Genomic DNA, 12,476 nt, shown 5'->3' on the forward strand with positions numbered 1-12,476 from the left:
CATGAAAACAACACGAGCCAGGCATTGGGCTGCCTTCCAGATATCGCAGTACCACTCGAACACGTGCAGTGACTGGTTCCCCGACCGCGTGTGCGTATCGGTGCCCATCCCGGCGCTGGCAGGGCACTTCTCAATGACCATGACGGATATCCGCCGAGCCAGACGACGGGTTCGTTTAACCTGGAGAAGAGCCAGGAGCAGATCCGCAGCATGGCCAGCGAGGCTGCGGAGTGAAGATGACCATTTCCGTGCGGGGCGCCGGCACCACTGGCGCTCCGCATCACCATCCCATCCAAAGACACTGCCATGAAAACGAATCTGATTTCCCATTTGCTGCTCGCCTGCATGGGGAGCGCTCTCCTGTCCTCCTGTGTCGCCGGTCACGTCGATCGTGTGGAAGATCGCATGGACCGTCGTGAAGACCGCTATGATCGCCGCCACTACAGTGGACCCGGTGATCGCGCCGAGGACTACTGGGACAAGCGCGAAAATGTGAATGACAAGCTGCGTGGACGACGCGGGTTGATGTATTAGAGCATTTTAAATAAAGCTATAGCCAGTTCGAATTGAGTTGTGGCAGCTCGTCCCGGAGGGACGCTGGTTGGTAGCCGGTGGTGTAGGGAGCCTCAGCGACCGCAACCACCGGATCTACGCATCAAACGTTCTTGCGTCCCGGATGGGACGCCGGAAGAGTATCATAGACCCCCGGCACGAGGAAGAGACCATGACCGCCTCTTCCGCCGTCCCATCCGGGACGGAGTAGCTTTGGCATCCATGATCCGGTGGTTCCCGGCCTGATTACAGGCCTCCACCACCGGCTACCATCCAGCGTCCCTCCGGGACGAATACGCCTTTGTTCTCATTATCTACGGCTACAGTTTTAGGGAAAATGCTCTAGAGCAGCGCAATAGACGGACGGGGCGCCAGTGAGCCACTCAAATTGGGTGGCTGCCTGATTCCGCGGGCGCGTGAACGTGAGTGTGAGGATACAACGGCGGTGCCGAAGGCCCTGGACTGTGCGCAGCACTGCTGCCGCTCTCCTCAAGTGCAGCATGCTGCACACCTCTCTGGGTGCGTCACTCCACGAGCGAGTATTGCCATCGCCATGGTGGAACATTCTCATGTTGGTCGAATAAATTCTGGGATGCCCTCGTCCGTGTCGGAGGTCAGCATGAATACTTCATGTGAGCCCCTCAACCCAGCCTCTTACGACACTATGATGGAGCAGCGAATCATGCGAGTGACCCGAAGCCTCGGATGCCTTGCCAGTATGGCGGTGGGTTTGTGCCTCTCTTCCTGCACGTCGTACTACCTTCCGTCCTCTGATGCAGGAGGGTGCGCCTCATCGAGTAGCCGTGACACGGGGTGGGGAACAATAACGAGTAGCAGCTACAGTCTCCCCAGTGTGTACGCCGGTGCATCAAGTTCCGGCTACAGCTACAGCGTCAGTTGCAACACACCACGCACCACGAGCTCCTGCGATTCGTCGAACTCCAGTTTCACGACGTTCAATTCGTGGCATGGCACGAGTGGCGTCCAATGCGACAGTGGGGACTCTACCTACAGAGGAGGCCTGATAGGTGCGGGCAGTTCGTATCATTCATCCCATGAAAGTGCCTCAGCACGATCCAACAATCGGCAAAGCACGGGCACGAGCCCCGGATTCAAAAGCCTGCTCAGTACCGACTATGGAAGTCCGTCCGCTGGGAGTGGAAGCCTTCTCCGGCAGGGTGACATACGCCCTTCTGCAAACAGCGGCAGCTTGCTGTACTGAACCTCGCGGCCACGAAATGGATCATCCGCGCTGCCTGGTTCCATCCATCCTCGTCTCTCGTCTCTTGTCTCACTTCAGCAGCCGCGCCACGGCAGCGGCGAGAAGCTGCAGTCGTTTGAGTTCCGATACCACGTGCGCACGGGGGCGGCAGTAGTGCACGGAAATCATCCCGAGCATTTGGCCCGTGCCATCCACCAGCGGCATGGATCGCACGGCGCGGACGCTGGCCTTCTGCAGTTCGTCCAGGCTCTGGGTATCTGCAAAGATGGGACTGGTATTCACATCTTCCACGATCACCGGTCGATGCTCCTGCATTGCCAGACCGCAGGCGGAGTGACGGTCATTGGTGAACTCGAAAAAGTTCAGAAACGACCGTCCGAACCCTCGCTGCGCCTCCAGTATCAAGCCCTGCCCTGTGGGGTGGAGCCGCTGGACGTTGGCAAAATCCGCTGAAAGTACGGAAGTCGCTGCCTCAAGAGCCCACGTGAGTGCCACATCGCGACTGGCCAGCCCCTGTAGTTCGGTGAGTTTCTGCAGCCATATCTGCAGCTTTGCATCAGCCGCCTCTTCCCGCGCCGCCACAGACTGTGCCGCAGTACGGTTGCTCTCCCTGCGGAGGTGTGCCAATTGCTGCTCCACACCGTCTAGCCATTGGCCGCCTGTCAGGTCCATGGATTGTCGTTATGAAAAAATCAGGGGAATGGTATCCAGCTCTCTTGCACAATGCAATCAGCGGGCAGACGAGTTATGATAGCAGAGACTGGGTGAGAATCAAGAACACGCCTCGGTACGAGGCTCCCCGCCAATACCAGCCTTCGCACCTCGTCCAGTCAGCCGAGTTACATCACCATGATGGCATCTGAATTCCCATAATAAGACAGGCCAGATCGCCGATGTACTTCGCGAGAGGTATCGACCTTCACGGCCAGTTGCCACCGACGAATGCAGCGAGCCGTTCTCTCACTTCCCGGAGAATCGAATCAGCACAAATTCCTTCTCGCTGCGAGCTTCACCCCATTCGCCCGTGAACTGCCCGCGAATCTCGCCCTTGCCATAGCGGCGCTCAAAGTAGAGCCACCAGTCCTTGTAGATCTGTGGTGTGGTCAGCATCCACTTGATGCCACTGTCCGGGATGGTGTTGATGTCGTAGATCTCGAACGTATCCTCCGGCAGGTAGAAGGGGTAGGGGATCTGCGCAAGGTGCAGCAGCATCAGCGGGCCATCCTTCGGTTCCATGGCCTTGTTGATGGCATCCGCCACGGGCTTGATGATGTGATCCGTGTGCACGTACACCCCGGTGAGCGCCCCGTAGAAGCCTATCGCCGCCGTGAGGCCAATGCAGGACCACACGGCAAACTTCTCTGCCAGAGACTCGCGGTGCCGCAGCAGCCACACACAGGCGATGGTGCTGAGCGCAAAGCCCACGATCCAGAGCACGGACTCACCCACGGGCAGTGAGAGATCCACCTTGGCGAAAAGCACCAATCCCGCGAGACCCAGCAGTGAGACCACCGCGACGGCGAGCATCACATGTTTCCAGATGGCAAAGGCGCGGCGTTGCCCTTCGGCGAAGCCCGCGGAGAGCAGCCAGCCCAAGAGCATGGCCACGGGACCGAGCAGTGGCGCCACATAGCGCGGGCTGGAGCTGGGCAGCAGCACCATGAACGCAAAACCCGTCATGGCTCCATACAAGATGCCGCGGAAGACCTGGGTGCAGTCCTCCGTCTCACGTGCGCCAGTGACGGTGCGCTTTCTAAACGCGAGCGGCAGGAAGAGAATCCATGGGAGGAACATCACCAGCGCCCGTGGCCCGCGCACGATCCAGTCACTCACGGAGCTCTTCTCTTCACCGGTGACACGGCTCGTCACTTCATGACTCCAGGCGTCCATCGCATTGCGTGGAATCTCCGGCGCCGGCAGGCCCTTGAGCTGTGCGTCTGCCACGGCGCGCTGGTGCAGCACCTGCAGCAGCTTGTCATACTCCTGCATGAAGGGGATGGCCCACACGAGTGCGATGCCCAGGCACACCAGAATTCCGAGCAGATGCGGCAGGGAAAAGAGTTCGCGCCAGCGCTTCGTCTGCCAGCACACGCCAGCCAGCAGCAGGTAGAAGAAGAGGAAATGCGCCGGCCCCTTCGCCAGCAGCGCGAGTCCCAGCAGCACCCCGGCGACCAGCCACGTGAGCCAGCGGTTTGCCTTGCCCAGAAAGCCTGCGAGCCACGCGGCAAAGGCCGCACCCGTGAAGGCGATGTAATACACCTCAATCTCCGCAAGCCGCCCTTTCTCAATGCAGCCAATGCTGGTGAGAAAACACACCACTCCCAGCAACGCAGCGCGCTCGCCGATGGCTCTGCGGCCAAAGCCATACATGAGCAAGGACGCGCCCAGCATGGTGAGCACGCTGGGAAGCCGCGCGGACCATTCGTTCTGCACTCCCGTGAGCTTGAAGCTCGCGGCACTCACCCAGTTGATGAGCGGCGGCTTCCGCACAAAGGGCTCACCTCCGGAGTAGGGCACCACCCAGTTCCCTGTGTTCAGCATCGTGCGCCCCGGCAGCGTGCGCCGCCACTCCTCCCCGCGAATCTCCCGCCGCCCGAGCCCCGTGAGATACAGGAGCGCCCAGAGCAGGGTGATGGCGGCAATGGAGAGGAGGGACTTCATCAAGGAGGTGCGGAAGCAGGAAGCGAGGCGTGAGCAGCAACGGAAGGGTGACCTTAGCAAGGGTGCGGGAACGTGGAAGCAGAGCTTTGGTGGAATTTTCAGCAGGAGGTTAGGCGTCCTCGCCTGACAGTGGGCGTTAGACCTCCGGTCTGACCAGAGACATCTGTCCCGCAGTAAGTCGATCTACACGTGATGCTGCGCACTTCGTGGAGCTTTCGTGCTCCGGAGGGATGTTTCGGAGATGGCTCCTGGTGCTTTGTGCCGCTTGCTTTTTACTTCCGTCAGACCGGAGGTCTAACGCCCACTGTCAGGCGGGACGCCTAACCTCCTTGTCCTGGCGTGAAACAAAAGAAGCAGGCATCGCTGCCTGCTTCTTTTGAATCTAGGAACAGAATGTACGTTCGTCCCGCTTAGGCAGCGCCCGCCTCAGCCTTCGCCGCGGCGTCCTTTTCCTTCAGCACGGCCTTGCGGCTCATCTTCACGCGGCCCTTGTCATCCACGCCGATGCACTTCGCGGTGACGGTGTCACCGGTGCGCACCACGTCTTCCACGCGCTCCACGCGGTAGTCGGCGAGTTCGGAGATGTGGATGAGGCCATCCTTCTTGCCGCCGAGCGACATGAAGGCGCCGAAGTTCGTGGTGCTGACGATGCGGCCTGTGTACACACGGCCCACTTCGACTTCGCCCACGGTGTTGTTGACGAGTTCCAGCGCGCGCTCGAGGGCTTCCTTGGAGGAGGCGTAGATGAGCACCGTGCCGTCGTCGCTGATGCTGATGTCCGCACCCGACTCGGCCTGGATGGCCTTGATGTTCTTGCCGCCAGGTCCGATGAGCTCACCGATCTTGTCGGGGTTGATCTTCGTCTTCTCGATGCGGGGAGCAAAGCTGCTGAGCGGCTTCACTTCGCTGATCGCCTGGTTCATGATGGCGAGAATGTCCGTACGGCCGACCTTCGCCTTGCCGATGGCTTCATTCAGGATGCTGAGCGGGATGCCCGGAAGCTTCAGGTCAAGCTGGAAGCCGGTGACGCCGAGTTCGGTGCCGCAAAGCTTGAAGTCCATGTCGCCGAAGTGGTCTTCGCTGCCCAGGATGTCCAGCATCGTGAGGTAGCGGGTCATCGTGTCATTCGCGTCGAACTCGCTCACGAGACCCACGCTGATGCCAGCGACGGGGCGCTTGAGCGGCACACCGGCGTCGAGCAGGGCCATGACGCCGGAGCACACGGAGGCCATGGAGGTGGAACCGTTCGATTCCATCACTTCGCTGGACACGCGCACGGCGTAGGGGAAGTCTTCCGGAGCGGGCACCACGGGCTCCACGGAGCGCTCAGCGAGAGCGCCGTGACCGATTTCACGACGGTTCTGGCCACCGAAGCGACCGGTCTCACCCACGCTGAAGGGAGGGAAGTTGTAGTGCAGGATGAAGCGCTTCGTGTCTTCGCCACCGGCGTAGGTGTCGAGTTCCTGGGCTTCGTCGAGGGGAGCGAGCGTGGCCAGAGCCAGCGCCTGTGTCTCACCACGGGCGAAGAGGGCCGAGCCGTGCGAGCGGGGGATGAGACCCACTTCGCCGCTGATGTTGCGGAGCTGGTCGATCGCGCGACCGTCGCAGCGGGACTGCTTGTCCAGGATGGAGATGCGGAAGGCTTTCTTCTGCAGGTAGTCGAAGGCCTGGCTGATTTCGAAAGCACCGGCTTCGGGATACTTTGCCTTGATGGCGGCTTCCACTTCGTCACGCAGGGCGCCCACGGCTTTGCTGCGTTCGATTTTGCTGGGGCGGTAGAGCGCGCCTTCGATGCGGCTGCCTGCCACTTCGTAAGCCACTTCGAGGAGTTCATCCTTCACCAGCATGAGGTTCACCTGGCGCTTCTCTTTTCCGGCAAGGGTAGCGAGCTGCTCCTGTGCGGCCACGAGCACCTGCACCTGCTCCTGCGCGAAGGCGAGGGCAGCGATGAAGTCGGCCTCAGGAAGCTCCTGGGCGGCGCCTTCAATCATGATGACGTCGGTCTTGTTGCCCACGTACACGAGGTCGAGGTCGCTCTTGGCGCGGAGGGCGTGCGTGGGGTTCACCACGAACTGGCCATTCACGCGGCCCACACGCACGGCGCCCACAGGGCCGGCGAAGGGAATGTCAGACACGCACAGCGCGGCGGAGGCGCCATTGATCGCGAGGATGTCGGAGTCGTTTTCACCATCCGCGCTCAGCAGAAGGGCGACGACCTGGGTGTCGAAGTAATAACCCTTCGGGAAGAGCGGGCGCAGCGGGCGGTCCGTCATGCGGCAGGTGAGGATTTCCTTCTCGGTGGGGCGGCCTTCACGCTTGAAGTAGCCACCAGGGAACTTGCCGGCTGCAGCGGCCTTTTCCTTGTACTCGACGGAGAGGGGGAAGAAGTCCTGGCCTTCCTTCACCTTCGTGGCGGACACGGCGGTGACGATGACGATGGTGTCTCCCAGGCGCACGGTCACGGCGCCGTCAGCGAGCTTGGCCAGCTTGCCGGTTTCGATAAAGATGTCGCCGCCGGGAAGGCTTGCGGTGATGTTATGGATTGCCATAAAAGATACTTTCTTTTGTTCTGTGTTGTCTGTCTTGCTCGGGTGATGCCTCCGGCGGTCCATGGGTGCTCACGCGTGTACGTGCCTGAGCGGGTCGGATGAACTGGGGTTTTTGGCGGGACGAGGGCCGTGTGCCGGGGGCGTGGGGGTACGGGCAGGCATGAATGGCCTGCACCGAGGGGACCGCGTTGTCTTGAGATCAAGTCAATACGGGCGTCCGGGCGAGGGGGCAGCAGGCGGAAATGCAATGCTGCCTGGGCAGTGAACTGCCCGCCGGACATCGATCCTCACAAAGCAAAAAAGGCGGAACCGGTGACAGTCCCGCCTTTCGGCAAAGTTTAGCGGCGCAGCTTGAGCGCCTTGAGGATGGAATTGTAGCGCGGCTCCTCGGTACGCTTGAGGTAGTCGAGCAATTTGCGGCGGCGCGCGACCATCATGAGGAGGCCACGACGGGACGCATGATCCTTGGAGTGCGTGCCGAGGTGCTCGGTGAGATGGTTGATGCGGTCAGTCAGGCGCACGATCTGCACGTCTGCACTTCCGGTGTCCTTCTCATGGATCTGGAAGGGCTTCGTATCTGTGGTTGCGGCTTGGCTCATTAGATGGTTTGAATTCCGCCAACCTGGCGGTCAGGTTTTCCGTTTTGTGGAGCCGGGAAAAAGCCACGGAATGTAGTATTTGCAAGAAGAAATTCAGCCCTGCGAAGGGATTTTGAGAGGGCAGGGGAGGAACGGCCCGGTGGGTGGCGCGTGGCAGGCGAGTAGGTTGAGGGTGAACCGCTAATGAACACCAACGAGACACCAATAAAGTGCATTCGCTGGGGAAGGGCACCTCATAAGAGAGAGAACAGCACCGAGGGACGACAAGATAAGAAGGAGGTTAGGCGTCCTCGCCTGACAGCGGATGTTAGGGCGGTTTAAACAAAGTCGTGGCCTTGGATCAGGGGTGGCTTGCCGCACCGCGACCAGCGGTCGCAGCCACAGTGGTACCAAGACTTACTGCCGTGGCGGATGGTTCAGGCCGCAGCTGTGGCTGCGACCGCTGGTCGCGGTTGGGGTGGCGCGCCCCAATACGAAAATGGCTACACTGTAAATTGAACCGCTCTAGACCTCCGGTCTGACCAATAACGGTTACCACGATGCTCATCCTCTCCGGTGAAAAAGCGTGTCTCTCGAGCGCTTGCCGCACGCACTCCGCGGCGCAAAGCGTGCCTTCTACCTGCCAGATGAAAACAGACCCTGTGGTCCCTGTTTCATGCGGGTACGGTTTCCCTCTCCCTAGTCCTGACACACAAGGAAGTCAGGTCTCCAGACCGGACAGCGTCCGAAGGGTCTAAATAAATAGAGCGAGGAGAATCGTACACTTCCGGTCTACGCCGCCGCCTGCCTTTTGACCGGTAGGGGGCTGCTGCGTCGGCCTCCTAATTTTCGCGGGCGGAGGCGGTGTGGCACTTCGTGCAGCAACTCCCAGCACTCGGATGCCTCTCCCTCACCCAAACATTAGCGAAAATTAGTGTCCATTAGTGGTTCCTCCCCTCGTTCCACCTCATCGCTGCATCTCTCCATTTCATTGCCATTGCCACCATCCACCCATCCCATTAGCATCCCAGCCCATGCACCTCTCCAGCCTCTGGCACGCTCGCTTCCTTCCCGTCCTGCTGCTGCCGCTTTTCGCCAGCTCCCTGCTCGCGGAAACTCCCAAGCCCTCTGCGAAAACACCCGCCGCAGAAGCGGCGACCGCCACCACCCCCACCGCCACCACCCCCACCGGCACCACCCCCACCGGCACCAAGCGCCCGGACTCGGCGAAGTTCGCCAAGGACATCGCCAAGTTCGACGACGAGGAAAAATCCAGCACACCACCCCCGCGCGGCGGCATCGTGTTCACCGGCAGCTCCAGCGTCCGCATGTGGAAGAATCTCAAGACCGACTTCCCTGACCTCCCCGTCATCAATCGCGGCTTCGGCGGCTCCGTGGCGAATGACCTCCTCGTCTACTTCGACCGCGTCATTGCCCGCTATCAGCCCAAGGTCATCGTGCTCTACACCGGCAGCAACGACATCAATGCCAAGCTCACCCTGGACGAAGCCTACGCTGACTACACCAAGGTGCTCGACCTCATCCACGAAAAACTTCCCAACACCCGCGTGGTGGTGAATGCCGTGAAGTATTCCGAGAAGCGCATCGACCAGATGGACAAGGTCACTGCGCTCAACAAGAAGCTCGAAGCCTGGTGCAAGGAACACGACTGGTCCCGCTGGGTCGAGTCCGCTTCCCACCTCCTCGACAAAGACGGCAAGCCCCGTACCGCCGAGGTCTACCTGAAGGACAAGCTCCACCTCAATGAAAAAGGCTACGCCGAATGGAAAGCCATCCTCGACCCCGCCCTCCGCGAAGAGTGGACGAAGGCAAACGGCACTGCCACTGCCACTACCACCGCAAAGACCAAAGGCTCCTGATTCAGATTTCCGGTACCGTAGGTTGAAGTAGCGAGCGCCATCACCCAAGGAGTGGGGGTATTCCTGCCCCCATTTCCGGATGGCAGCCGACTAAATAAGGAATCTTGGGGCAGTTCCATCCCTCATCATTCATGCCGAACACCATTCTCTGCTCACGCCACTCCAACCAAGGGTTGAACCCGACTCGAAGTTGCAGTCTGAAGGACTGCGGGAGCCCAGCCCAGGGTTAGGGAGCCTAAGCGACCGACACCCTGGGTAGATGTAGAAAAAACTAGGACCCTGAAGGGGTCCAGGAGAAGATCGCACCACTCCTCACCCAACCACCGGGCAACAGCGCATTCTCCACGAGCCGAACTGAGAAACCCCAAAAAAATCTGCATACGCGGAAATGCCACCTGACTCACCTGACTCTCATAGCGGAAACGCTGCCCCCAAGGCTCCCTTCGTCTTCGCCACCTGCAAGCAAGGCTGGGAAAAGGCCCTGAAGGATGAGGCCAAATCCATCCCCGAAGGCCTCCGCCCCGCCTTCATGCGCCCCGGCCTCATCACCTGGAAATGTGAGGTCCCGCCCACCGCGGACTTCGTGCTGCCCGGCATCTTTGCCCGCATGAGCGGCCACTCCATCGGCACGTGCAAAGACGCCGCGGACCTCGCCAGCAAACTGGGCGAGGTGAAACGACACACGCTCAAGCTGCACGTCTATCCGCGTGAGTTTCCCGAAGACGGCCTCCCGCTGGAGGAGTGGTCCCGCATCGATGCCTTCCGCACTCGCCTGCTGAAATCCCTGCGCGATGCCGGTGTGGCGATGGATGATGATAGCGAAACCGTGTTGGGCGATACCGTGCTGGATGTCATCGTGGAAGATGATCTCGCTGCCCCATTCTTCGCCGGATGGCACCGCCACGGTGCCAACACCAATCCCACTCCCGGCGGCATCCCACGTGCCGTTATTCCCTTGGAATCACCCTCCCGCGCCTGGTTGAAGCTCGTGCAAGCCCTCGCCTTCGCCGGACTTGAAACGAAAAACACCCACCCGCTGCGTGGAAAAATCGCCGTGGAGCTCGGCAGCGCCCCCGGTGGTGCGAGCTACGCCCTGCTCCAGCGTGGCATGCGCGTCATGGGCATCGACCCTGGCGCCATGGACCCACGTGTGCTGAACTACCGCACTCCTCAAGGAGGCATTCCCTTCAAGCATCTCCAGATGCCCGCCGGTGAGGTGGACCCCAATCTCCTCCCGCCGCAAGCTGACCTCCTCATCTCCGACCTGAATCTCGCCCCCGCCGTGATGATTCGCCTCGTGAAAAAGATGCAGGCCCAAGTGCAGGCCAGCCTCCTCATCCTCACGCTGAAGATCAACGACCGCGCCGTCTTCGCCAGCCTCCAGGAAAACCTCACCGCCATCCGCGACTTCGCCCCCGGTCCCATCCGCGCCACCCACCTCCCCGGCAACCGCGATGAGATTTGCGTGGTGGCGGGGCGGCTTGGTAGTTGAAACGCAAAGCAGCGAAAGCAGCAACGAATGAAGTTTGAGCAAAACGTGTTGCCTGCAAAGCGCAGACTCATTTCTCTCTCCAATGGGTGAGCAGGCCCTCGTTCAAGGAGCGGGACTTGCCTAAGTCCCGGTGGTGGGCAAATGGGTGCGGAGCCTCATCGCGACGTTGTTCTGAAAAGCTATGCAGGTGTTGATTTTCCTGCATCATTGCAGACTATCTACCTGCACAGCAGAAGTATGAAAGCCACTCCCTTCCAAGTTGTTTTCGCCGAAAACTGGATGGCGAAGGTCTGGAAAGTAGGATTCGTTGCGGCGACAATTTCCACATCCATCATTCACTTCATTCCAACTTTCGGTGTTCTTGGCTTCTCTATTTCTTCGTTTGTGCTGGTATTTGTGATTCTTGTGGGTGGACTCATCGCCTACTTCGCGTCGCTCATTTTTGGCTCATGTATCCTGCCGCCAGTCTACCGGTGGCGGGAGCGAATCAATGGAGCTCCTTTCGAGACTGGTGATGTCGTTGAAATATTGAAGAAGCCCCATCGTGGACGGACTGCCAGGATGGTTTCTCCAGGAAATCCACAGTATGGAGCTTGCGTGCGCTTATCCGATAGCGGAGATGGCTCAGCCACCTTGAATGTCGAGTGGCACGCAATTCGGAGACTGTCTAAAGCCGAGCAAGACATTGGTGCCAACGGCGAGAAATCTCCATTGCTGGCTCAGCTTGATCATTCGCCGAAGCAATGAAAATCCCGGCGATTACAGGAATCATTCGGCGGCGAATCTTGCTGAACTACAGAGTCGCGCCCGATGTCGCGCAATCCGTGCTCCCTTCGAGATTTCGCCCCAAGCTGGTCGGCGCCTATGCGATAGCAGGCGTTTGTCTCATTCGATTGGAGGGCATCCGTCCCAAGGGGATTCCGGGATCGTTTGGCATCACCAGCGAAAATGCCGCTCATCGGATCGCCGTTGAGTGGGAGGATGATGAAGGGAGGACACAACAGGGCGTTTATATTCCACGACGCGACACGAGCTCTCGACTGAATGCCCTTGCGGGAGGGCGGGTGTTTCCAGGCGTTCACCATTATTCGAAGTTTACGGTCGATGACCACAACGGAAGGATCTCGCTGCGAATCCTTGCAGAGGGCATCGAAGCGCCACTCGTCCACCTTGAAGCAAGTGAGACCGAAGTATTTCCTGAAACATCCATTTTCAACTCCCTGGCGGACTCTTCCCAATTCTTCGAGTCAGGCTGTATCGGGTATTCCGCCCGTCCAGATTCCTGTGTGCTCGACGGTCTCTCTTTGAGGGTGTCCGATTGGCGGGTGTCACCACTCGCCATTCAAATTGCCCGCTCATCCTACTTTGATAACGTATCAATATTCCCAGCCGGAAGCATCGTTTTGGATCATGCGTTGCTCATGCGGGACATTCCGCATGAGTGGCATTCCGAACCGACGATGAACTCGGAACAACCGTTGGCGGCCAATACTGCGGATCGTGCCCCTCAGTCAACTTGAAGTGACGCAAGTTCTCCCAGCC

General features: G+C 59.8%; 10 protein-coding genes. 6 read left to right on the forward strand and 4 right to left on the reverse strand.

Translation table 11 applies throughout. From position 1 onward, the window contains the following. The first annotated feature begins 90 nt into the window (after positions 1-90). Positions 91-234: a hypothetical protein gene (locus DES53_RS33140; protein ID WP_170157291.1), complete on the forward strand. Its 144-nt coding sequence runs from the start codon at positions 91-93 to the stop codon at positions 232-234. A gap of 72 nt (positions 235-306) precedes the next feature. Then, a complete protein-coding gene (locus DES53_RS21670) occupies positions 307-534 on the forward strand; it encodes a hypothetical protein (protein ID WP_113960405.1) in 228 nt (75 codons plus the stop codon). 1,309 nt (positions 535-1,843) lie between these two features. On the opposite strand, the gene DES53_RS21675 is transcribed toward DES53_RS21670, so the two are convergent. The 4 genes from DES53_RS21675 to rpsO all read right to left on the reverse strand — a co-directional run bounded on the left by DES53_RS21675 (position 1,844) and on the right by rpsO (position 7,583). Further along, positions 1,844-2,446 carry a GAF domain-containing protein gene (locus DES53_RS21675; protein ID WP_113960406.1) on the reverse strand — a complete coding sequence of 201 codons (603 nt, stop codon included), beginning with the start codon at positions 2,444-2,446 and terminating at the stop codon, positions 1,844-1,846. Between the two features lie 288 nt (positions 2,447-2,734). After that, on the reverse strand, positions 2,735-4,435 hold the full coding sequence (locus tag DES53_RS21680; RefSeq protein ID WP_113960407.1) for an ArnT family glycosyltransferase: 1,701 nt from the start codon (positions 4,433-4,435) through the stop codon (positions 2,735-2,737). Positions 4,436-4,845: 410 nt separating this feature from the next. Next, positions 4,846-6,984: a polyribonucleotide nucleotidyltransferase gene (locus DES53_RS21685; protein ID WP_113960408.1), complete on the reverse strand. Its 2,139-nt coding sequence runs from the start codon at positions 6,982-6,984 to the stop codon at positions 4,846-4,848. Between the two features lie 338 nt (positions 6,985-7,322). After that, the gene (rpsO, locus tag DES53_RS21690; protein WP_113960409.1) at positions 7,323-7,583 is read right to left on the reverse strand and encodes a 30S ribosomal protein S15; all 261 of its coding nucleotides are present in this window, start codon (positions 7,581-7,583) and stop codon (positions 7,323-7,325) included. A gap of 1,013 nt (positions 7,584-8,596) precedes the next feature. Here rpsO and DES53_RS21695 point away from each other — a divergent pair. The 4 genes from DES53_RS21695 to DES53_RS21710 all read left to right on the forward strand — a co-directional run bounded on the left by DES53_RS21695 (position 8,597) and on the right by DES53_RS21710 (position 12,454). Beyond that, a complete protein-coding gene (locus DES53_RS21695) occupies positions 8,597-9,442 on the forward strand; it encodes a GDSL-type esterase/lipase family protein (RefSeq protein WP_113960410.1) in 846 nt (281 codons plus the stop codon). A 388-nt stretch (positions 9,443-9,830) separates the two neighbouring features. Then, a complete protein-coding gene (locus tag DES53_RS21700) occupies positions 9,831-10,934 on the forward strand; it encodes an SAM-dependent methyltransferase (protein ID WP_113960411.1) in 1,104 nt (367 codons plus the stop codon). Positions 10,935-11,075: 141 nt separating this feature from the next. Further along, complete coding sequence (locus tag DES53_RS21705; protein ID WP_113960412.1) at positions 11,076-11,681, forward strand: hypothetical protein; 606 nt, start codon at positions 11,076-11,078, stop codon at positions 11,679-11,681. Then, on the forward strand, positions 11,678-12,454 hold the full coding sequence (locus DES53_RS21710; RefSeq protein ID WP_113960413.1) for a DUF2071 domain-containing protein: 777 nt from the start codon (positions 11,678-11,680) through the stop codon (positions 12,452-12,454). Before DES53_RS21705 ends, DES53_RS21710 begins: the two co-directional genes overlap by 4 nt. Positions 12,455-12,476: the final 22 nt, after the last annotated feature.

This window comes from Roseimicrobium gellanilyticum, from assembly GCF_003315205.1.
Lineage (GTDB): Bacteria > Verrucomicrobiota > Verrucomicrobiia > Verrucomicrobiales > Verrucomicrobiaceae > Roseimicrobium > Roseimicrobium gellanilyticum.